A 22,850-nucleotide genomic window follows, 5' to 3' on the forward strand; every position below is an offset into this window, starting at 1 on the left:
CGCGCCAAGTTCGAGTACGAGGTTGTCGAAGTTAACGGAGCAATGGGACGCAGCTTGGAACCAATCCGTATCTCAGCCCGTTGAAGTACCAACCATGCTCGAGCAAACAATTAACGAATCTGCATTATCAAATTGGTCTTTACCATTCCGATGTTCGGCACCGAGAGGCTGAAATGAATTGGGTTAAGGCATCGCTCGTTTTCGCCGTACTGATACTTGGATGCGCCGACCTTTTAACCACGAATAAGATTCTGGATCTTGGGTTCAACGAGGCGAACCCGTTCATGCAGATGGCTCAGGCATGGTTCGGAGTCTGGTGGCTGATCCCTAAACTAGGTTTGACGTTTATCGCCATGGCATTGCTTTGGCATAGCAAAAACCTCTTCAACATCGCCATGGTAGTAGCGTTCTGCTCTACACCTGTAATCAACAATCTACTTATCATCGCAGGCGCGAGCTAAACCATGACGGCCGCTCGTCGCGCGTATTAGACAAGTCCCGTCTATCAGCCCCGATCAACTCTTTGCACGATCGGCGATCAACCGGCATGTCTTCGCTCGTGATAGTGCGTGCGCGCAGTGCATCCGAGCCTTTGCTGGATATCCCTCCGTGAAGGCAGCTTTGCCGAATGAAGCGGGTTTATTGAGAACTGTCGTTACGGACAGGCATAGGCGCGGTGCGCAAGCCGAGCTTCAAGATCGCCCTGGAGAGCTTACAGGCGCCGCGGCAACATCGCGGCGGTAACGGCGTTCGTCGAGCGTGCGGGTGCGGATTGCGACCGGCCACACCGATATGCGCTGTGGCATGAACTCGCTGGCCCCGCCGGCACAGGAAGCGTTTAGGTGCGGCCCGCACGGCGGCGACCTCTACTACGTGTTCCGCAGGAAGAGCGGAAGAGCAGCAAGGTCCCCTGGCGAGGGCTGGGTGTCGTTTTGTTGCTCAACGAAAGGATTGCGTGCAATCCGGCCCAACCTCGACCCAAAGCCCTTTGCCTAGTGGATGATCATGGCATATTCAGCACCGCGCTTAGTCAGTTACCGCAACCGGCAGCTAGGCTCTGGGGCGGAAGGCCAGATCGTTCCGAGCCTCGTCGCAGCCATCGCACCAAGGCCGCAATTTCCGTTCTGACGGCCTGGAAATAAAGCAAATGCGTTATCGCAAACGACAGGAAGCAAGCCCCCAAAATCGTTGCGACTAGGTACAGGCCGGCGCCGGAGGGAACCGCGTTCAAACCGAGTGAAGCCTGTGCCGTGGTGGGCACGCCGGCACGCCAGGAATAGACCAGGAAGCCCGCATAGCCGGCGCTCAAGTGCGTTGCGATCGTGAACGCGGGCCTCACCCTGGCCGCCAAGGCAAGGCAGGCCAGCAGGAAGAGCGGCAAAGCGATCCCGAAGAGCTGAAAACCGTCGATCGCAACGTAGCCGCTCAACAAGGAGTGGCTGCGCTGAAAGATGCCAAAGATCCTGAGATTAATGAACCAGAGCAGTCGGAAGCTCGGTGCATATTGCAATGCCAACGCGGCCAGTTCGGCGCAAAGCGTGGCGGCGAACAGTACGCAGGGACCCAGAAATTGCAGTTTGAAAAGGCGATTCATGAAACAGGCCATACGTTTGAAAACGCATGGCCTATCTTGGGTCGAACGCATTTAACTTGTCTTAATGGAATTCTTCCAGAGGCCGGTCGGTCGAAAAACGTCATTAAAATCAAGTCACTGCGCGAGGAGCGACCTATGGTTGATTGTTCGGCGGCCGCTCGATGAATTTGCGGCTACCGTTGAGAAGCTCGAGATTGTTGGCGATGACCGGATTGCCGGGATCGAGCGAATACGCCTTCTCAAACTTCTTCCGAGCCGCGCTCAGATTGCCGCGCAGCATGTAGGAGTATCCCTGGTCATTGAGGATTTGAACGGTCTCGCCGCCCAGCCGGATCGCTGACGCATAGGCCTGGTCGGCGAGATCGAAGCGGCGGATCCGGTCATAGCTCGCCGCGAGCCCGACCCAGGCCGTCATGTCCTTCGGCGATTTCTCGACGGCGTCCTTGAAATAGCGCTGGGCTATGCCGTAGTTGCCGCGGTTGTATTGCTCGAGGCCCATCCGCACCGGCTCGTCGGAGGGATAGTATTTGACGTCGGTCGGCTCCTGCACGGGGTCGCCGCCCGGCGGATCCACCGGCGCAACGATGGCGGCCTCCCGCGTCGTGTAGTCGCAGGCCGCAAGGCCGGCCGCGAGCCAGCAGCAGGCGAGCGCCGGAATGAGACGCCGCAATCCTCGTCCCATGTCCCAGCTCCGGCGACTTCCCAGCGTCATCAGACAAACCATCGTGAAACTACCTAACAGAAACAGATGGCGCGACCGAACGGTCAGCGCCAGAAAACTATGTCACAGCCTCGCTTCCAAACTCTACGTCACAGCAGACGAACGCACCCGAGAGGCTGAACGTCAGCTGGTTACCTGCCAGGCCCTCCTCCCCCTACCCCGACGGCCACCGATCCTCCGGTTCCCGCTCCCAATCCAGTCGTGTTAACATTTTGAATTGTGGTGACGGGCGGCGGCTGGCCCATCGCCCTCGTCGGATCGCCCATGTCGGGAAGCTGATCCAGCGGACGTTGCTGATTTCCATAGCGTGTCACCGCACCGCCCGTACGCCTCGCGTCGTACGCGATCCGGCGATCGCCGACGTATGCCGGCCATGGGTGGATCGTGTGGGTGGCGGCGTTGACCTCCTTGGCGTTGCCGGCACTCATCGTGATGGTATCGGAACGCTGGATGTAGCGGTCCATCTCGTCATGGCCGTAGACGCCGTAGCAGCCGCCGAGCAGGACGGGTGCGAGCAGAGCCAGATACCTGATGGTCATCTCTCGCCTCCTCTAGTTCAGGGTCTTCACGACCGGCTGGTTTGCACCCACGGCCGCCGGAGGCGGAGCAGGCACAATCGCATTCGGCGCAATGATGTGGCCGTAAGGCCCTTTCACGTCGCCGCCGGAATTGACGTAGTCGTCATAGCGCTTGCGGACTTCCATCTGGCCATTGAGAAAGAAGTCGACATCGTTGGCCGGCAGACGGGAGTCGAGCGGCGATGCCAGTTGCTGACCGGGCGCCGCCGGCGCGACGAGGCGCGGCGTCACGATGATGACCAGGTCGGTTTCCTGTTGCTGGTACGACTTGCTGCTGAACAGGGCTCCAAGCACGGGCACCGAGCCGATCCACGGCAATTGCGAGACGTCCTGCGTGTTGCGGGTCTGCAGCAGGCCGGCGATAGCAAAGCTCTGGCCGTCGCGCAGCTCGACCGTGGTGCGCGCGTCGCGGCGGGTCAGTGACGGAACGGAGGTGCCCTGGATCGTGATCGAGTTGGCGAAGTCGAGTTCGCTGACTGAGGGCTCGACGCGGAGGTTGATCAAGCCGCGCGAGAGCACGGTTGGGACGAAGGCCAGTTCGACGCCGAACTTCTTGTACTCGATCGTGACAGTCGGGAAGCCGTTCGTTGTCGTGTTCGGGATCGGCACCGGGAATTCGCCGCCGGCCAGGAAGCGCGCGGCATCGCCGGAAAGCGTGGTCAGGTTCGGCTCTGCCAGCCGGCGCGCCAGTCCCTTCGTTTCCAGTGCAGTGATCAGTAGATCCACAGAACTGCCGTTGCTGGTCCGCAAGATGCTGGTCAGCAGACTTCCGAACGGAGCCGGGGATACGCCGCCGGCAGAACTAACAAGCGTTCCGATCGTACCAAGCACAGGAAGGCTGCCTGTAGGAGCGGATCCAACGGGGCTGCCCCCGGCACCGAAGGTGCCATTGTTAGTGTTGATACCGCCAATGGGAGTCCGGCCAGCGGCTACGACGCCGCCCTGCCCCGAAATCCCGATATTGGTCCCATTGGCGTTGGCCGCCATAAGGTTCACGCCGAGGTCACGCCCCGCCTGCCGGCTGACCTCGAGGAAGCGCACCTCGAGCATCACTTGCTGCGGCGCCGCAACGCTCATGGCGTTGACGACGATGCCGCCCTCGGGAACGCTGCCCTTGGCAATCGTCAGCGCCCGCTCCGCGGAGACTGCATCGGCGGCGATTCCGCTCAGCACCACCTGGCCTTCGGATGCGGAAACGCGAATGCCGCGCGTGCCCGTGCCGGACTGGATATTCTGCTGCAGATTGCCGACATCGACGGTCACCTCGACGTCGAGAATGCCGATCTGCTTCATCGAGCTGTCGAACAGAATGACGTTTGTCGTGCCAGTCTTCTTGCCCTGAATGTAGATCAGGTGATCACTCAGCGACTTCACGTCCGCGATATCGGGCGAGCCGGCCACGATGGTCGAAAAAGCAGTATCGACCTTGAAGGTGCGCGACTTGTTGACGGTTACCCTGACCCGCTGGACCTCGGTCATTTCGCTGACGAAGACGCCGCCTGACGTAGCCCGCCGGTCTGCAGCTCCCGCGCGCTCGGCGGAATTGAAAAAAGCAAGTGCAGCGCCAAAAGCCATGATGCTCAAGGCGAAAACACCACGCTCCGCGCTACCCCAAACGCGACCGCCACTCATTCGAATCCCCTTCGTCGCCGCTGTCGCAGCCATCCGTAAATTTACGGCTCCCGGCGTTCTGACTAGTCTCCTTCGTGCACCACGCCATGGAGCTTACAACCTGTTCAACTACAAATAGTTACTTACCCTGGCAAGCTGAACCGAAGCACAAGACCAGCTCGGTCCGGCACGTCCCGACGCCAGGCCGCAAATGGCGGCTCCTGGATCATCCTCTGTCACGCGCCTCGATTGCAAGGAAAGAGCTTTCCCGGACTGCGACAACGTCGGAGAAAACTCCGCGATGTTGCCACAGCGCACCACTTCCGGAGCCCGCCGGGCCATTCCCCGGCCTGCCCAACAGGCTGAGGCCCTTCTGACGCCCTGCCCAGCCCTGAGTCCTCCAATCAGACCCAACGAATCGGGCCTCCTCAGAACGGAATCCTGGCGAACATGCCCGGCGCGGTCTCATCACACAGCAAATGACCCTGCCCCAGCGGGACCATTTATCGTCGCGCTAGGCGAATTGCCGCCCGTCTTAGTTAAACGGCGCCGCGACGTTCTCAGTAGCCAAGCTGAGTACTCTGAGCAACGTGACTGATGGCCCCTTTCCATACGGGTAGCATCAGACTGAATTTGTAGCTCGCGCTCGCCGTGATGCTCATCGCGCCGGTAGTCGTATTCATTGCGGTTCGCGAAGCAGAGGGTGACGAAACGAAACCGGCCGCTTTGAGGAATGGCACCACCGCTTCCGCGGTAGCGACACTGTTTGTACCCGTCGACGGCAACGTACATGCACTCGTTTGCGGCTGGGTGGCGCAGTAGATCAGGGTTTGCCGCACCAGTTCGCTCGACAGGGTGCGGACTGAGTTTGCGGTCACATAGAACCGCGCCACGTCGCTGACTGTAATAAAGAGCAGGACAAACGATATGAAGATGAGCGCGAGCTCAAAGGAGACGGCTCCAGACCGGTCGAGTGCTTTACTGGATACGGACTTCATAGCTTGCACGATTGTTGAATGATCCCAACCAGACCAGCGCATTCATGCTTGAAGCAGGCATACTGGCCGAGACCTTGACCAGAAATGGAGGATTGCATGTAGTACCTGTCGCAATTCCACTACAGGACGTCGTTACTCCTACGCAGGAGCACGTGACAGTGGGCGTTCCACTCAACGTCCATCCCGAGGGGAGAGCGTTCGTTATCGCGCTTTGGATGCCAGTCTGATCGGTGGGGAAGAAACGAGCGTATTCTCCGCCGGCTCTGACCGCCGTGTGGATCGCAATGTTTCGTTGCGCGACGTCGCCAATGCCCACGCCGGCGAGTGCAAGCGTGAACACCATCGCAGCAATCAGGATGAACTCAAATGCAGCGACTCCACGCTGGTTCTCGAGGAAACTACGGCACCTCATAGCTTTACCCCTACTGCACGAGGTTTACGGCCCTGGTTTGGGCGGTCTGGGTGCCGGTGGTGCTACATCCGCTCAGCGTCTCAGTAGCATTCCCGTTGTAATATACCGACCAAGCGACGAGCGAGAGACAGCTCTCCGATGTAGAGAATGAACCGCCGGTCATACAGACACTGGCGTTGGGGAAGTACATCCCCCCGTTCAAGGTGACGGTCGAGCTACCTGTAATCTTGACCTGCGTGTTGCCGCAGGAGCCGGCTTGGTGTTCTGCATACCTGTAGTCCATATAGAACAGGATGCCCGCATAATTCGTGTCCGCATATTTAGGTGTTTTCGTAGCACTCATCGTCACAGTGCCACCGGTGATGCTCAATGTTCCAAGCTTGTTGGCTGAACTAGCGGTGAAGATGATGGTACAACCATTGCAAATAAGCGTACCGCCCGACACGCTGATGGACGACTCGTAGAAGAAGTAGGTCCCTGCAGTGAGTGTCCCCACCGGCGGACCAGGCGGGCTGCTACCGGCGTTGTTGATCGTCAAGTTTGCTCCCACACAGAACACTCCGGGAGAGATGACGTGGGGAGAGGTTGCCGTGGCCGAACTATCGCAGTTCGCGGCGTTGACCGTTGAGGGAATCGCGGCATTGTCTGTTAGCAGCGCTGCATACGGGTCCAGTGAGGACGGCTGGTACATCAGATTGCCCTGTTGAGTGCATGGGCTACCGGAGCCGTTTTGTGTACAGCCGCCTGCGCCGACCAGGACAGCGTTCGCCTGTGTTTTGTTAGCGCCGGCGCCGTTGAATGAAATGGACTGCGGGCCGGGTTTATTCGAGGCCAAAGAGCAGTTTGTCGCAGTGACTGCAGCGCTGCCACTGAATCCAAGCCCGCCGCCCAGGGCTAGCGAACATGCATCTCCAGTGTTTGAACGGGCGGCAATCGCGACCTCGGTGACATTCGTCGAGCCCTTTCCCATGACGAGAGCAGTGAAACTACGCTTTATCCCCCGAACGATGGTCGCCTTCACGGCATTGCAGTTTGACGAACAGGATCCGCTGTCGGCGCTAAAGGTCCCGCCGCTATAGTTGCCCGGCTGGATCGTGACCGTCGTGTCCGTCAATCCCGACGTATATCCGTTGTCAGTCGCGACGCTGCTGCCTGCGGTCTGTGCGCTGGTGTAGGTACCTGAGTTTTGGGTACCCGTGGCTTGGATAATCGCCAAAACCCCGGCAATGGCTGCTGCATCGGCCGTATTTTGTCCGTGCCGTCGCTCAAGATACCAAGTGCTGACTTCCATTCCGAAGCCGGCCATACTCATGAACCCAACAGAAGATGCCACGAACATCAACGCACTTACACCGCGTCGATCCCGCATCAAACGCGAGATGTTCTGCACCATGGATTGACCAACTTTCGGACAGCAAACTCCGGTCATGGCTTTATCCGTAGCTAGATTTGCTTGAACGCATGAATGAGGTGCAAGAACGTACTTGCCCCCAGAATGACGAACATTGCCGGAAGCAAGAACAACACCATCGGAATGGTCAGCTTGGCGCCGAGCTTGTGCGCCCTCTCCTCAAGCTTGGTAATCCGCTCCCGCCGGAGGTCGACCGCGATGCTCCGTAACGCCTGGCCCAAAGGTGTTCCGTATTGCAGGCTTTGACTGACCATGGTGCCGAAGCGGCGCAGGCCTTCCGACGTGTTTGCCAGCTTCTCGAATGCATCGATGCGGTTCGGCAAAATGCGGAGGTCGTCCAGAAGGCCACGTAGCACCTGAGCCATCTCAGGACTGGCCTCTTTCATTTCTTCTGCGACACGTTCCAGTCCGCTCTCGAGACCCATGCCAGCTTCAACGCACACGACCAACAAATCAATCGTATCCGGCGTGGCTGCCCGAACAGACTTGTCGAACCGCCGCCTGAGCTGCCACAGGATCAGGCGAGGCCCCATGATTCCGATCACGACGCCGATCAGCGTGAAGACAAGCGCACCGCCGAGCGAATCTCCGAGGATCTGCGCGACAGAGAAAGCCAGGATCGGAAAGGCTACCATGCAGACGATCTTGAGACCTATCCAGATCGGAAGCGTCCGGTGATGATTGAACCCCGCCGACTGCAGAACCGCTCGCAGTTGCTCGATGTCCTCGTCGGCGTAGAGACGGCGGTAGCGCGCGCCGATCGACGAGAGCCAGCCAACCAGGTCCTTGGACGGGCTCGACCGGTCAGGAATGCCAAGAACGGCGTTCGACACTCGGGTGTCCAGGGCGCGGATATGCACCTCGCGAATGATCAACACGCATGTCGCCGCCGCGACGATTATTGCGAGGGCCGCGATCTCGATACCGCCGGTCATAGCGTAGTTTCCCTCTTGACCATCCAGCGAATGACAAAGTGCCCCATCAGCACCGAGCACACGGCATAAACCAGGAGCACGTTTCCGGTGGGATCATAGAACAGTTGATCGATCATTGTCGGACTGACCATGTACATCACCCCGCCCACGACAAGGGGCGACACGGAAAGTGCGCGCGAAGAGAAAATCACCTCTCCCGCAAGCGCTTTCGCGCGAGCAGCCAGCGCAACCCGCTGGCTTACGGTCTCTCCCAAATTCTGGAGAGTCTCTGCCAGGCTGCCACCGGATTTCAGCTGGACCGCAAGCGTCACCGCGAACATCGCGTACTCCGGCACCTGCGTTCGCCGATAGATAGCTTCCACCGCCTCCTCGGGCGGTCTCCCGACACTCAGCTCAGTGCAAACGATCGCAAACTGCCCTGATGTTGGCTGCGGCATCTCACGAGCAATGGTTCGGAATGCCTCATTGACGGGCAAACCCGATCGGACAGTGCTGGTCACGAGCTGGATGGCATCGGGCAATTGACGGAAAAGCTGACCAGTAAAGCGATGTTGCTGCCATCCGAACAGGCCGCGCACCACCAGGACTGCAACGACAGCCGCCACGACGGACACTGTGAACACGGAAAGTCCCACCAGGCGATTGGCATAGACGACGCCTCCAGCGGCGGCGACACCGGCAAGCAACACATAGACCGGATGCAGGACGTAAACGATATCAGGATGATAGTTGGCCAGCCGTTCTAGAAACTGCCAACGTGAGGCCGTTTCCGCTCTGCGTATCGAAGGCAAGTCAGCCAGTTGAGATGCCGGTAGAGCGATCTCGAGCTGACGATCCATCCGCCGTTGCCGCGCATCAAGCCACAGCGTGTTGACCGCTGCGCACAACAGGAGCGCCAGCACAATGAGAGTCAAGGCGGTCAGCGTCATATCTGCCTCATTGCCTCCGCCCAGGCACGGTCGAGCCCGTAATAGACAAGGCGGCTCTTGAATTTCGGGATCGCGTTGGTGGACCGGTAGGTCCCCGATATCCGGCCGTGAACGTCCTCTTCCTTGTACTCGAACAGAGCGATGTCATTGGTGGTGATGACCTCGCCTTCTAGCCCAATCACCTCGCTGACCTGGACGATACGGCGCTGGCCATCACGCATGCGCTCGACTTGCACGATGAGATCCAATGCGGCGACAATCTGCGTTCGAATCGCGCGCGGTGGCAGACTGACTTGTCCCATCTGCACCATGTTTTCGATGCGGGTCAGAGCATCGCGGGTACTGTTGGCATGCACCGTGGAAATCGAGCCGTCATGACCGGTGTTCATCGCTTGCAGCATGTCGAATGCTTCCACGCTGCGTACCTCGCCCACCACGATTCGATCTGGTCGCATACGTAGCGCATTCCACAACAAATCGCGTTGCGTCACCTGGCCCGTGCCTTCAAGGCTGGGAGGCCGGGTCTCTAGGCTGATCACGTGCGGTTGCTGCAGTTGCAGCTCCGCGGCGTCCTCGATCGTGACGATGCGCTCGCTGTGATCGATGAACTGGCTAAGAGCATTCAGGAGCGTCGTCTTGCCAGATCCCGTGCCTCCGGAGACCAGAACATTGAGCCGACAGCGAGAGGCAATCTCCAGCAACTGTCCGAGAGCGGGGGTCATCGTGCCGTTTTCGATCATTCCAGCGATGTTCAAGCGCCGGCTGGGGAATTTTCGAATCGAGATGCACGGACTGTGGATCGCCAGCGGCGGCAGAATGATGTTGACGCGGCTGCCGTCAGGCAGACGGCAGTCCACCATCGGGCTGGACTCGTCGACGCGGCGACCGACCTGCGAAGCGATTTTCTGCGCGACGGAGGCGATGTGATCATTGTCGCGAAACCGAACCGCAACCCGCTCGAGCTTGCCCGCCCGCTCGACATAGACGCTGCTCGGTCCGTTGATCATGATGTCGTTGATCGACTCATCGAGCAGAAGCGGACGAAGCGGTCCGTAGCCGGTCATGTCGTCGGCGATTTCCTCCGCGAGGAACAGCTGCTCGCGGCCTGACAGCTCGAGGCGCTCCTGGTTGGCTATGCCGTGGATGATTTCCTCGATCTGCCGACGCAGGACGTCGCGGGAGACCGTCGTGGCGATCGCCGGCTCGATCTGCTCGATCACCCGCTCGCGCAGCGACGCAGGCATCACTGGATGGTGCGAAGGCTGTTCATGCTTCGGCGCCGGCGCAAACAGGCTGGGTGCCGGTAACGCTGCGCTTGGCTCCTCCGACGGCAAGGGCGGCGGGACCGGATGCGCGCTAGGTGCTGCTGGCGGCGCGACCAGCACCGCTCCGGGCATCCGCACTGGCATTTCGTCTGCGCGCCTGCCGAACTTTTTCATAGCCCGAGCCACCTCTTCCACCCAGACCTTTTCATGGAGCCGACGCCGGTGATCTCTCGTACGATCGGGGCGAGGTGACGCCGCAGCCTGGATACGTGTTTCAGCGCCGGAATGCCGAGGTTGACCGCCTGGGTCATTCCCTTGCCGAGATCGGGGATGACCATGTCCGGCTCAGCGCCCAGCGCCTTGACGATGGTCGCCCTGGGTAGGCCGCCGGCGCGGTCGGCGCGATTGAGCAAGGTAAACACGCGATCTTTGCCGGCGATGTTGGTGACGGCGTTGCGCAGCGCGTGGGCATTGCGCAGGCCGGTGACTTCGGCCTCCAACAGCACCAGCACATGACGGGACATCTGAATGACCGGATAGATCGATGCCGGGAACGGCACCGGAACATCGACAACGACGTAGTTGAACCGCTGACGGAGCAGGCCCAGCACGTGCCGCACGCCGGCTTCGGTGATGTCGAGCTTCGCATCGAGTTCCTCGTCGCCGGAAATCAGGCAGACCCGATCGTTCACCTCGATCGCGGCCCGTTCGAGGAAGAGCGTGTCGGCCCGCATCGGATTTTCGAGGGCAATGCGGAGGCCGGGTCCGGGACGAACGCCAAGCATCACCGCCGTCTCGCCGCCCTGCAGATGCAAATCGAGCAGCGCCACCTTAGCCTTGGTGGTCTCGGCCAGCTGGAGCGCGAGGTTGATCGCGACGCTCGTTGCTCCAGCGCCGCCCTGCGCACCACAAATCGACACTACATGTCCACCGCGATCGTTGTGGGCGGGCGCGACATCGCCAAACAGCTTCGGACGAAACTGGTCCAGCACCATATCGCGGGTAATCGGCGTTGGGAGGTACTCGGTAAGACCGATCTCCATCAATTCGCGATAGAATGTGATCTCCCTGTTCTCGCCGATGAGACATACCTTGACATCGGGCGGGCAGACGCTCGCCAGACGTTCCAGTTCGGTGAAGGGATCATCGATCCCGCTGATGTCGGTCACCAGAGCGAACAGGTCAGTGTCCGTCTCGAGCATACGAGTGGCATGACGGATGGTGCCACGCCGGATAACCAGGTTGCTACCCTCGAGACCCTTGCGCAGCGCCGCGGCGCTAAGCTCGTCGTTCACGAAGCAGACGATACGGTTACGCGTGATGGCGGACGTCGTCTCGTCGGGTGATTCCACCACGGCCATGTTCATACTCATCAACGTTTCTCCGACACCCTTCCAGGATCGTCCATTGCGGATGCAGCGTGCTGGGTGGCGTCCGACGATACATCGCAACCGACGCGCGCATCGTCGTCGTCCGAATCCTGTCGTCTTACCGAGTATTGCTTCAGGCCGGTGGTGCTATAAATTGCGATCGTTGTACTCTGGCCGGCGATAGCGTTTTGCCGCGCGAGCTCGGGGGAAACATCGCAGCTTGACATTACATTCGTGTCGGCTTTGGCCCACTGTTCAACCGCCGCTCGCACGACCAGAGACAGCGTTCCAAGTTGCTTTGCGACGGTGACTTTCTTGACCTGGTCTGGCGTAAGTTCGAGCGAGACAGTTTGTGCCTGCTTACCAACCACAGCGGCCGCGGCTCGACCGCCCTGAGCAATCTCCTGGTCGACGGCGATGACTCTCACGTTGCCCAGCACGGTTTCGCTGACCGCCCGACGTGCGGGATTCGCCTTCTCGAACACCTGGGTCAACACCACGTCCACATAATCTCCGGGCCTGACCAGACCAGAGACGCCAGTCTCCTCGTCCACCTTGATGCTAATCGCACGGCTGTCCGGCGCCAGAACGCTGGCGAGGAAACCGCGATCACGCGGCCGCAGGATGTCCTGCAACGTCACGGGACTGCCCGTGTCAACAAACCTGCGAACCAGCGAACCGGGAAGTCCCGCCTTGGAGTCGGGCGTCTCAAGGATCGCGCCCCCGGGGACGCTCTCCGACGTCGCCTGGCGCACGGTGAAATCCTCCTCACGTGCCAAAGTCCCTTTCGAGAGCGGATGCGCCGCAACAAAATATCCGACCGTGGCAGGCCCGGCCGGAGCCGGTGCAGTTGCCGCAACCACCGCTGCCGGCGCCTTTGGCTGGTTCATGCCATAGGCGATGAGCCCCAGCGCCGTCGTCGCCAGTAGCAGCACCATGATGATCGAGACGCGCAAAGCGGATGACATGTCAAAATCCTTTGCTCAAAATGGTCCAGATGCCCCCGCATGCGATGGCGACCCCATAAGGCAGCGGCGCATGCCGCAAATGGCGCCAGCGCTCGACTGCATAGACGCGACGTATCAGAGATGATCCGGCAGGCGCGAGCCGGGGTTGTGGCAGGCGACGCATCATGAGATGCAAGGCGGCGAGAACACCGCCGGCCAGCGCAGTCGCAGTCAACAGCTGGATCACGGAGGTCGGCGGCAGACCGATCGCTAACGCGACGATTAACTTGACGTCGCCGCCGCCGATCATGCCGCGCTGGTAGATGATGAGCAGAACGAGAAAAAGAATAGCAGCGACGATCAGCGATTGGGCAAGTTGCATCGGCGTGAGCAATTGACCGATGATCCCGAGGAACGCTAATATTAAGCAAATCTCGTTGCTGATCAGTCGTGTCGCGATATCGATCGTTGCCACATACAGCAACAAAAGGATTTCCAGAACCGAAGCTATGGGAACAATCCAACTCATCAAACACGCGCCTGAAAAAATCGAAACAAAGAATTGAATATTAGCGCACTGCAGAAAACTTTGATGGCAAATCTCGCAAATCTCAATGCCGCGCGAAGCGGGTGACTGACTGCACTAACCTCCGACTGCGATACCGAGCGCAGCGCTATCACCTCCACTGGCGATCATACGGCACGCACAGCGCTAGCAGAGACCGCAGCAGTGACGCTAAGCGTTGGAAGCCCTCCTCTTCGCGCGAAAGGCGACAATCCATCTCTCCGAACAGATGCGTCGGAAATACCGGGACACTGGTTATACCAATGTCCCAGTATTAAGCCTCTTACGTGAGAGCGTTGGTGAGTTTCGTGACGACGGCGCTGATCGCAGTCGACAGGCCGGTGGAAAGGGCACCACCGCCGCTGAGGCCGAAAGCGGCGCCGACTGCAACAATGATGCAAGCGGCAACGATCACGTACTCGAACGACACAACGCCATCCTGGTCGGCGCGGAGGCGCTTAAAGGCTTCGGTGGTCTTGATGTAATACTTCAGCATAGGACAAAATCCCTTGTTACAATATTTACGCCACAAGTTGGCGGGCAAATCCGGTGCCAACTCGGATTTGTTTATAATCCGTCGCGAGATAGCTGTCATCCGGTAATCGTTTGTTAACCCTACCGGCGCAGGCGATGCCAACTCAAGGCGATCAGATGCCGCGCAAGCATTGACCGGAATTCCTTGAATTAACTCGGAATTTCCTGGCGCTCCCCAACCCGGACGTACTCCTCCGTGCGAATACGGTGTGCCATTCCCGGGTTCGAAAGCAGGCAAGGAAAATACAGTGCGCCGTGCGCAAGCCAGCGGGGACTTCTACCAGCATCCACTTGCTTGTGCGCAAGATACCTGGGCTCGATCGCAACTCGCCAAGCGACTGCTAGCTCGCATCCGATCACAGGGCTTCGAACGACGTCCAAATTGTTGGTCGTGGTGCGCACCACGACCGTGAGGAATTTGAAAACGGAAAGCAGGTCTACTTCATGGTGTCTGCGCCTAAATCATGCGTACGTCGGACGTGGACAACGGCTACATCGCTCACATAAGCGCGTTCCCAGTCCGGCAGCCGATCGAGCAGGCCGACCGCCGCAGTCGATGGGAACAGCAGCGTTGCGTCAATCTTGTACTCGTCGAGCAACCTGACGAAATCCGCTATGTTATCGAGCGCAATTGCGCGCACGTAACGATTGATGAAGTTCGGACCGTATAACTCAGCGCGCGAATCAATGAACACCGGAACGCCCTGGAAGATCAGGTATCCGGAGAAGTAGTAATCATTGAGAACGCGCTCGGCCCTTCGTTCCTTGAGCTTTTCGACTGCAGCGCGTGGCATAAGTGGCGGCGTGATATCCATGACGGCGATGACCACGCCACTAGCCATGACAAGGGCCGCAATCGCCGCAAGAATTGCTGACCTTGTCGGGGGCACCACTTTCCGACTGTGCTGCAACGCGGGCCACGAGAGGTGCTGTGCCAATGGGCCGGCAATGAAGAATGGCGAAACCAGTGCGAAGACGTCGATATAGCGCACGTGCGCGAGTGTCTGATAAACTACCGCGAGAAGCGCGGAGATCCTGATCGGAGGCAGCTTGAGCCCGCTGTACAGGAGGTAGGCAAGGCCGGCCATCAAGCATGGTGTGACAGCATTGATCTCGCCGAAGTTAAGCGGTTGCCACTCGCCGATCCTTGAAAGAGTCGCTCCGAGACGCAAAACGCGCCATGTTACCAAAATCGATTCCGGCCCATATGGGGTGATGCAGGCGGCACCAAGAGCCAATACTCCAAATCGAATCCATTGGACCGCGACCCTCGCGCGGGCGGATTTGTCTGCGGTCCAAATCGCCTCCAGCGCGAACGGCCCCATCAGCGCCAGACCCAGCGTGAAGCTTCCGTGCAGATTCGCCCAAAGAGTGATGAGCGGGAGATATGCGAAGGAAGGAGCCCGCCGCTGCTCGCTCGCCTCGACCAGCGCGTTAGCCCACAGCACCATCAGGGGAAAGACCAGGACGTGTGGTCGAGTGAATACGTGGAACGACGTCATAGCAATTCCGGCCGTCAGCAAGATCATGACCGGTATGTTGGGCAGTCTCTTCAGAAGCAAGAGCGCAAGCAGGTAAAACGCGAACGACGCTGAAAGCGCCGCTAGAATCAAGGGCCCCGTCCATCCGGCCAGTTTGTACGCTACGAAATAAAGAACTTCCGATAGCCATTCACTGGTTATCCAGGGTGCACCGCGGATCGTGAAGGAGAACAGATCGACGTGAGGCACGGCACGATGATCAACGATCCACTGGCCGACCACGATATGCCAGTAAATGTCTGCATCCTTTAATAGGCTGACGCTCCTGGTGATAAACGTCAAATAGGCGGTAGCGGCGAATATGAGCGGCAGCCAAGGCCGAAGGTGATCACTGGGTACAGGCTCCGCGCTCGACCCGAGCTCCGTATCCACCTGAAGCGAATGACTGCTTGAAGGCATGCTTCCTATCCCGCGCTGCCGACCATTGTCTCCAAAAACTTGTAGCCGTCCGCATCGGCTTGCCGGGGCGCGACGCAGTGCTACTAGATCCCGAGTTCCCTCTCGCCCGGGCGCGCCAATATCGCCGCCGTTGTTACTCACGATCATGCGCAATGATGTGGCCGAGCTTCCGCGCTTCGCGTAGAAGATGAGCGAAGCGCTGACACAACTATATCGCTAGGCGGCGCCAATCTCGAGAAACAAGGATGCCTACGATCAGAACTCCCACTCCATTGACCAATCTCGGGAGAGTTTTACTCTCGTTCCGCAAGTGGGGCTAAAGAACTCCCCGGTTTCTCTCAACAATTTCGAGAGGTCTAATGATGACACGATTCGCGGGCATGCCGCAAAGAATTGCCCTCACTATCGTTTTAGTTGCGTTCATTTCAGCGTTGTGGCTCGTCGTTCTTGCGGAAACGGCACCGATCACGAGTTCAGTCGTTCACCAATATACTGATCCCGACACTTACCTAGATATTTTAGCGCTCATGCACAGTGGGGTAGGCTATTATGAAGCCGCTCACGAAATTCTTTTGGCGCACGGCTACGGCCTACGGTCAGTGTTCAACTGGCGAACCCCGGCTTGGATGGAGCTTCTTTCGCTTCTACCGTCGATCGTCTGGGCGCAAAAGTTGCTGGCGATTCTTACGTCAGCGACGCTTCTTCTCGCTTACAGGATGATCCGCGCACAGGGCAACATAGCGCTAGCTATACCTGCGATCATCGGGATTTTTTTTAGCATTGTTCTGTTGGCCCGCGATCGAGGCATCGTAATGTCAGAAGTGGCGACCGGCGCGCTAATATTGCTGTCCGTAGTGAACTATGGCAATGGCCAATGGCTTGTCGGTCTATTGGCTGCGCTGGCAGCACTATTCATCCGAGAACTGGCAGCACCGTATATCCTGATCTGCGTTGCCTTTGCCGCATATCGAGCGAATGCGAGAGAACTAGTTGGGTGGGCTTTAGGTCTCTCAGCATACTTTGCATATTTTTCGTGGCATTGGATCGAGGTCATGCAACAAATCGCGCCCACCGATCGCGCCGATCCAAATGGATGGATAAGGTTTGGCGGAATCAGGTTCGTCCTTGAGACCGCGCATTTCAACGGTCTTTTCAATCTGACGCCACTATGGATAACGGCAGCGCTTTTGCCGGCCGCGCTGCTAGGACTTTTCGCATGGCGCGATGGGCTCAGAGCCGCCGTCACCGTGACGACCTACCTCTGCATATTTGCTGTAGTCGGCAAGCCATTCAACGATTATTGGGGAGCGCTCTATACCCCCTTGCTCATGCTCGGGCTCCCCTGGTCGATTCCTGCTGTATATGATGCATTGGCCCCGCGGCGCCCCTCAGCTCTACCTCAACTTTGCGACACACCTGCACAAGACAATCTGTGAAATCAACGAATGCGGCCGTTGATTTCCTTTCGCGTAATAGCTCATGTCAATAACACGTCCCGGAATCCCTCCGAGCCGCCCGCAGCTCTCTGTGTTGGATTGCCGCCCTGGGTGACCGCCAACGGCGGCTTGGCTGCGTCGGCCGGCGCGGTCGATTACCTGCTACGTTCACCTCACGCGATTGTTCGACTGCTCGGAGCCGGCGCTACGCTGGTATTCGGATCGCCAAATTGCACATGGATTAACCTGTCTGGTCAGCACCAGCGCAAGCAGTGACAACAGTTGGCTCCGCTCAACAGACGCGGCGATCACCGAGGCCGAAAGAGCTCTGGCGCAGTCACAAGGCATCCACGCGCATAAGCGGTGATCTGCTTTGGCACGGGAGCTAACATTTACCCGCAAAAATACGGATCTGACTCCTTTTCGGCCTGCGACCATGGCGCGCGCAGCCCATAGCCCGCCGCCGTGCTGCGGTTGGACTACCGCCAAAAACCTAAATGACTATTTCTTGAGGCCTTTGGTGGGGTGGAGTAGAATCTGTGCATTGGCGAAGTCTTTCTAAAAAATTGGATAACCGCATCGAATAGGCGTCTTTTGCATGCGCCGCGTGATCGACACCGCTCCAAAGGATGGAACATTCGTCATTCTTGAGGATGACGTAAGCGGACGCTTCGAATCTGCTCAATGGTCGGCTGAGGGGCGTGGGTGGGTTAGGAAAAATGGCGAGCCAAGCGAGATCACGCCGACGCATTGGCAAACAATGCATCTTCCAAAGGAAGGTGATGAATTTATTCTGCAAGATGAATTTATTCCGCCAAAGGAAACTGGATTGATCGCCTCTCCGGCGTCGCCAGGGCCGCGCTCCTTTTGTTTCCCCGCGGGCTTGGCCGAACGCGCGAGGGTGACGGAATTAACTCGTCTGGTTACGAACGCGGACCCGGTCACTGACGTCCTGGTTGAAGTGCGGGCCACGCAGAGCAAACAGGAGCGCGGACCGACCGCGAGGCGCGCCATCTCCTCGATCGCCGCGGTGATGGTCGGGGCGACGCTCATCGGCTGGTATTTCGACGCTGAGTTCGTCGCCCATGTGACGCGATACATCGGTCAGCAGGATAGCGTCAGCCCTGGCGCAGCTGGCGTGGAGGCCGTCAAACAAGAGACCGAGCTCCCAAGCCAGGACTCGCAAAAAGCCGATTCATTGGCGCGGGATCCGGCTTTTCATCAGCAAGCCGATCGGGCGATCTCACAGGCACCGCAGGATACTGCGCAGGGCAAGCAAAGTGCGGAGGCAATGCAGCCGGAAGCGCAGCAGTCTTTGGAAAAGGAGCGACGCCGCGCAGAGGCCCTAGCAAATGAACTGGCGAGGGCGCAGCAGATCATTGAGATGCAGGTAGCGCAGGCGAACAAGGCGCGCGATCGGGCGACGCAGCTCAGTCAGGCCGCGGAAAGTGGGGTGGCGGAGCTGCGACAGTCTCTGCGAAAGGAACACGACAGAGCCGAGGCTCTGGCGGGCGAGCTTGCGAAGGCGCGGCGCGATCTCAAGGCCCAGCTGGCGCTGTCAAGCAAGGCTAGCGACGAGGCGTCGCAGGCGAAGAAGGCCGCCGAGACGGCGACGGCGGAGCTGCGACAGTCTTTGAAGACGGAGCACGACAGGGCCGAGACGCTGACTGGCGAGCTTGCGAAGACGCGGCGGGATCTCGAGACCCAGCTGGCGCTGTCAAGCAAGGCCAGTGACGAGGCGACCCAGGCGAAGAAGGCCGCCGAGAGCGTCACGGCGGAGCTGCGGCAGTCTCTGAAGATGGAGCACGACAGGGCCTCGGCGCTGACTGGCGAGCTCGCGAGGGTACGGGGGGAGTTGGAGACCCAGCTGGCGGTATCAAGCAAGGCCGGTGGCGGAACGGTGCAGGTGAAGAAGGGCGCCAAGGGCGCGACGGCGGAGTTGCGACAGTCTCTGAAGAAGGAGCGCGACACGGCCGAGGTGCCGGCACCGGGCCACAAGCCCACGCTGATGCAAGCCGCGGAGGCGGCTGCGACAGAGCAGCCAACGGTTGCTGAGGCGCAAGGCGATCCGGAAGTTGCCAGGTTGCTGGCGCGCGCCAGCGCCCTGCTCGTCCAAGGGGATATCGGTGCAGCTCGGATCGTGCTCGAACACGCTGTGGGGACCGGTAGCGCACGGGCAAGCTTTATGCTTGCGGAGACCTATGATCCCCTCGTTCTTTCCACGTGGAAGACCTATGGAACGCGCGGCGATGTGACAAAGGCGCGCGAGCTATACGCAAAGGCGCTTGCCGGTGGCATCCAGCAGGCCAGGGATCGATCTGTTGCGTTGCAATAGTCTAAGTGCGGCGATGGTTGCCCACCCCCCGCTGCTAGACCGAGCGCAAGCATTGCGAGCTCGGTTGCAATCACTTCTGCCGAAACGCGTGATTGAACGACATCACGAGCGGCCCCACGATGTAATCAAACGCGGTTCGCTGGATCGTCGGGATCATCACCGTTGCCGGCATTCCCGGATAAAGGCGAATGTTGGGCATGGTCGCCAGTTCGTCCTGATCGATCCGAACGAAGGCTGTGTAGTAGGGATTGTTGGTCTTAGGATCTGTCAGACGGTCCGCCGAGACCAGGATGACGTCGCCATGGATGATCGGAACGATCCGCTGCTTGTAGGCGGTCAGATGCACCTCAGCGCGCGTATTCGGGTGCACGTCGCTGATATCCTCGACGGCCACCTGAGCTTCGATTGTGAGCGAATCCTCATCGGGCACGATGTCCAAAATCCTGTCGCCCCGCTGGATGACGCCTCCGACCGAGAACACGTTGAGCCCGACCACGCGGCCGGTATAGGGGGCGCGGATTTCCATCCGCCCCAGCACGGCCTTGGCGTTCATCGCCTTCGGGATCACCTCCAGCAGCTTGGCTTGCGTGTCGCGCAAGTCCTTTGTGACATCGGTCATCCGGTCGTTGTCGAACTGGGCGATCTGCTGCTCCTGCTCGGCGATCGCCTGGCGCGCCTTGGCGATGCTGGCGTTTGCATCGGCGATCTGGCCTTCGAGACCGTACGCCGTCCGCTCCAGCTGCAGGATGCGCGGGCGGGCGATCAGCCCTCGCTCCACGAGCGGAGCGATGTCCCTGGCCTCCTTGCGCACTGAGTCGATCTGGTTGGTGAACGATTTTACCTGCGCTTCCGAGCCAACGATCTGGGACCCCACCTGATTGATCTTCTCGCGGACAACGCTTCTTTGCCCTTCGAGCGACGCCCGGCGGGTGTCAAACTGACTGAGCTGCCCGTTCCAGACGCTCTTGAAATAAGGATCGTCAGAGCGCGCCTTCAAATCCGGCGGCATGACAAGTTGGGAGCCATGGTCAAGCTCGGTCAGGAGCCGGACTTCCGTTGCGCGCAGCACGGCATATTGCTGTGTGAGCACCTCATGTTCCGCGCGCGCCTGGGTCTCATCGAGGACGATCAGCAGATCGCCCGCACGCACCCTGTCGCCCTCCCTGACGTGCAATACCTTGACTATACCGCCATCGAGGTGCTGGAGGCTCTTGCGGTTACCGTCGACCTTGACGACCGCATTGGCGACAACGGCCCCATTGAGGGGAGCGGTCACCGCCCAGGTGCCGATGCCGCCGAAGAAGACGGCGATAATCATCCACCCCGCGATGGCAACGTTGCGAATGGAATCGTTCGGCGCGCCATCGTTGTTCGTGGGCTTTGTGCCGCGCGGTGCGGCTCCAGGGCGCATCGATAGATTTGCAACATCAAGTAACGCCATGATCTCTCCTAGCCAGCCGCTCCCCGAACCGCCGGTACCGGCACAGGCCGCGTCAGGCGCGACAGGATTTCGCTGCGTGGCCCGAACATCTCGGCCACGCCTTCGCGCAACACCAATATCTTGTCGACCACGCCGATGGTGGCCGGCCTATGCGAAATGATCACCACCGTGGTCCCGCGCTTCTTCAGCTGCGTGATGCAGTCGGCGAGCGCCGCATCGCCCTCGGCATCAAGGTTCGAGCTCGGCTCATCGAGCACGACCAGGCTTGGATTGCCGTAGACCGCGCGTGCGAGGCCGATGCGCTGGCGGTAGCCTCCGGACAGGATCGCGCCGCCTTCCCCGACCTGGGTATCGTAGCCATCGACGAGCCGCAGGATCATCTCGTGCACGTCGGCCATTCGCGCCGCCAGAATGATGTCCTTGTCGTCGCCGTCCTTGAACCGACAAATGTTGGCTGCAACCGTATCGGCAAACAGCTCGATATCCTGGGGCAGATAGCCAAGATGCTCGCCGAGCGACGACCTGATCCAGCTCGAAACGTCGGATCCGTCGAGGCGAACGGCCCCTGCGGATGGCGCCTGAACGCCGACAATATGACGCGCGAGCGTGGATTTGCCGGCGCCAGAGGGGCCAATGATCCCCAGGACTTCACCCGGTTCGATCTGGAAGGTGACTCCGCGCAGAATGGGCTTCGACGTTCCAGGCGCAGCAAAGGACAGCGCTTCGACGGAAATACGGCCTTCGGGCCGCGGCAGCGTCAGTCCTGTTTCGCGCGGCGGGTTGGCCGCCAACAGCTCGCGCACCCGCAGGAATGCGCCGCGGGCCGAAACGAGACCACGCCAGGATCCAACGATCTGTTCGATCGGCTGCAACGCGCGGCCAAGCAGGATGCTGGCGGCAAACATGGCACCGGCGGTGGTCATGCGCTCGATCACCAGATAGGCACCAAGACCCAGGATCAGGGATTGCATCGAAAGCCGCATGAAACGAATCATGCTCTGCATGGTCGCCGCGCGATCGCTTGCCGCGACCTGGCGCTCGAGCATGCGGTCGCGGTCCCGGCTCCAGCGCTTCAGGAGGCCACCGGTCATCCCCATGGCGCGCACCACTTCGGTGTTGCGCAGGCTCATCTCGGTGAAGCCGTAATTTCGGTTCGCCGCCTCGCCGGATTCGGCGAGCGGAGGCTTGACGATCCATTCATTGAGAAAGGCCATCAGCACCAGAACGATCGAAGATCCCAGTGCAAAGGCGCCCAGGAACGGGTGCAGGCAGAAGATCACAGCGATGTAGATCGGCGACCACGGCAGGTCGAAGATCGCGTGAATTCCGGACCCAGTGATGAACTGGCGGAACGTATCAAAATCGCGCAACAGCTGGCTGCGCGCACCGCCGATTTTCGCCGAATGGTCGATGATTGCGGTCATCACCCGCGGCGCGATCTTGCGATCAAGGCGAATGCTGGTGCGTGTCAGCACGCGTGCGCGCACCGCGTCGAGACCTGCAAGTGCCATGAACGCCAGCAGCAGCGCGAGGGTAAGCATCAGCAGCGTGATCTCGCTGGCACTCGAGATCACGCGGTCATAGACCTGCAGCATGTACAGCGGGCCCGCCAGGTAGAGCAGGTTAATGGCTAGGCTGAATATGGCCGCAGTGACGAAATAGCTCTGGCAGGCTTGCAGCGACTGCCGGAATTCGTCCGCTTTTTTACGGGGGATACTCACGCGGAAATTGGCCGGAGCCACCCTCTAAACATGATCGCTGGCCGCCCCTGGGCAGCAGTCGAAAGATTCAAAAATCGATCATCCAATCTCCCCATTTAGCATGGCCG

The 22,850-nt window shown here is 59.6% G+C and carries 20 protein-coding genes; 4 read left to right on the forward strand and 16 right to left on the reverse strand.

The window, feature by feature from the left end; genetic code table 11:
* Window positions 1-173 precede the first annotated feature (173 nt).
* Window positions 174-461 (forward strand): DUF5658 family protein, encoded by a 288-nt coding sequence (locus J2R78_RS00505; protein ID WP_253609324.1) that lies wholly within the window; start codon window positions 174-176, stop codon window positions 459-461.
* A gap of 304 nt (window positions 462-765) precedes the next feature.
* Entirely contained in the window at window positions 766-996 is a 231-nt protein-coding gene (gene tnpB / locus J2R78_RS45075) for an IS66 family insertion sequence element accessory protein TnpB (protein WP_375166969.1), read from the forward strand.
* Between the two features lie 34 nt (window positions 997-1,030).
* Here the strand turns inward: tnpB and J2R78_RS00510 are convergent, their stop codons facing one another.
* The 14 genes from J2R78_RS00510 to J2R78_RS00575 all read right to left on the reverse strand — a co-directional run bounded on the left by J2R78_RS00510 (window position 1,031) and on the right by J2R78_RS00575 (window position 15,810).
* The gene (locus J2R78_RS00510; protein WP_253609325.1) at window positions 1,031-1,594 is read right to left on the reverse strand and encodes a hypothetical protein; all 564 of its coding nucleotides are present in this window, start codon (window positions 1,592-1,594) and stop codon (window positions 1,031-1,033) included.
* 133 nt (window positions 1,595-1,727) lie between these two features.
* Window positions 1,728-2,276: a tetratricopeptide repeat protein gene (locus tag J2R78_RS00515; protein WP_253609326.1), complete on the reverse strand. Its 549-nt coding sequence runs from the start codon at window positions 2,274-2,276 to the stop codon at window positions 1,728-1,730.
* Window positions 2,277-2,446: 170 nt separating this feature from the next.
* On the reverse strand, window positions 2,447-2,854 hold the full coding sequence (locus tag J2R78_RS00520) for a hypothetical protein (protein ID WP_253609327.1): 408 nt from the start codon (window positions 2,852-2,854) through the stop codon (window positions 2,447-2,449).
* 12 nt (window positions 2,855-2,866) lie between these two features.
* Complete coding sequence (locus tag J2R78_RS00525) at window positions 2,867-4,525, reverse strand: type II and III secretion system protein family protein (protein ID WP_253609328.1); 1,659 nt, start codon at window positions 4,523-4,525, stop codon at window positions 2,867-2,869.
* Between the two features lie 539 nt (window positions 4,526-5,064).
* Window positions 5,065-5,502 carry a hypothetical protein gene (locus J2R78_RS00530; protein ID WP_209909516.1) on the reverse strand — a complete coding sequence of 146 codons (438 nt, stop codon included), beginning with the start codon at window positions 5,500-5,502 and terminating at the stop codon, window positions 5,065-5,067.
* Between the two features lie 422 nt (window positions 5,503-5,924).
* A complete protein-coding gene (locus J2R78_RS00535; protein ID WP_253609329.1) occupies window positions 5,925-7,343 on the reverse strand; it encodes a TadE/TadG family type IV pilus assembly protein in 1,419 nt (472 codons plus the stop codon).
* Window positions 7,344-7,357: 14 nt separating this feature from the next.
* Entirely contained in the window at window positions 7,358-8,260 is a 903-nt protein-coding gene (locus J2R78_RS00540; protein ID WP_209909522.1) for a type II secretion system F family protein, read from the reverse strand.
* The gene (locus J2R78_RS00545; protein WP_253609330.1) at window positions 8,257-9,189 is read right to left on the reverse strand and encodes a type II secretion system F family protein; all 933 of its coding nucleotides are present in this window, start codon (window positions 9,187-9,189) and stop codon (window positions 8,257-8,259) included. The genes J2R78_RS00540 and J2R78_RS00545 overlap by 4 nt, the downstream gene beginning before the upstream one ends.
* Complete coding sequence (locus J2R78_RS00550; RefSeq protein ID WP_209909528.1) at window positions 9,186-10,628, reverse strand: CpaF family protein; 1,443 nt, start codon at window positions 10,626-10,628, stop codon at window positions 9,186-9,188. Before J2R78_RS00550 ends, J2R78_RS00545 begins: the two co-directional genes overlap by 4 nt.
* Window positions 10,625-11,827, reverse strand: coding sequence for an AAA family ATPase (locus tag J2R78_RS00555; RefSeq protein WP_245376284.1), 1,203 nt, complete (start codon window positions 11,825-11,827; stop codon window positions 10,625-10,627). Before J2R78_RS00555 ends, J2R78_RS00550 begins: the two co-directional genes overlap by 4 nt.
* The gene (gene cpaB / locus J2R78_RS00560; protein ID WP_253609331.1) at window positions 11,827-12,792 is read right to left on the reverse strand and encodes a Flp pilus assembly protein CpaB; all 966 of its coding nucleotides are present in this window, start codon (window positions 12,790-12,792) and stop codon (window positions 11,827-11,829) included. Before cpaB ends, J2R78_RS00555 begins: the two co-directional genes overlap by 1 nt.
* Before the next feature lies 1 nt (window position 12,793).
* A complete protein-coding gene (locus tag J2R78_RS00565) occupies window positions 12,794-13,300 on the reverse strand; it encodes a prepilin peptidase (RefSeq protein WP_209909534.1) in 507 nt (168 codons plus the stop codon).
* A 319-nt stretch (window positions 13,301-13,619) separates the two neighbouring features.
* Entirely contained in the window at window positions 13,620-13,832 is a 213-nt protein-coding gene (locus tag J2R78_RS00570; protein ID WP_209909537.1) for a Flp family type IVb pilin, read from the reverse strand.
* A 475-nt stretch (window positions 13,833-14,307) separates the two neighbouring features.
* Window positions 14,308-15,810, reverse strand: a complete 1,503-nt coding sequence (locus J2R78_RS00575; protein ID WP_253609332.1) for a hypothetical protein — start codon at window positions 15,808-15,810, stop codon at window positions 14,308-14,310.
* Between the two features lie 359 nt (window positions 15,811-16,169).
* Between J2R78_RS00575 and J2R78_RS00580 the strand changes: the two genes are divergently transcribed.
* Window positions 16,170-17,246, forward strand: a complete 1,077-nt coding sequence (locus J2R78_RS00580; RefSeq protein ID WP_253609333.1) for a hypothetical protein — start codon at window positions 16,170-16,172, stop codon at window positions 17,244-17,246.
* A gap of 598 nt (window positions 17,247-17,844) precedes the next feature.
* Window positions 17,845-19,581: a hypothetical protein gene (locus J2R78_RS00585; protein WP_253609334.1), complete on the forward strand. Its 1,737-nt coding sequence runs from the start codon at window positions 17,845-17,847 to the stop codon at window positions 19,579-19,581.
* A gap of 70 nt (window positions 19,582-19,651) precedes the next feature.
* Here J2R78_RS00585 and J2R78_RS00590 read toward each other — a convergent pair whose 3' ends face one another.
* Together J2R78_RS00590 and J2R78_RS00595 are read right to left on the reverse strand one after the other, a co-directional pair.
* Window positions 19,652-21,022: an HlyD family type I secretion periplasmic adaptor subunit gene (locus J2R78_RS00590; protein WP_253609335.1), complete on the reverse strand. Its 1,371-nt coding sequence runs from the start codon at window positions 21,020-21,022 to the stop codon at window positions 19,652-19,654.
* A gap of 8 nt (window positions 21,023-21,030) precedes the next feature.
* Window positions 21,031-22,743: a type I secretion system permease/ATPase gene (locus J2R78_RS00595; RefSeq protein ID WP_253609336.1), complete on the reverse strand. Its 1,713-nt coding sequence runs from the start codon at window positions 22,741-22,743 to the stop codon at window positions 21,031-21,033.
* Window positions 22,744-22,850: the final 107 nt, after the last annotated feature.

The sequence above is a fragment of the Bradyrhizobium sp. USDA 4538 genome, assembly GCF_024171045.1.
Lineage (GTDB): Bacteria > Pseudomonadota > Alphaproteobacteria > Rhizobiales > Xanthobacteraceae > Bradyrhizobium > Bradyrhizobium australafricanum.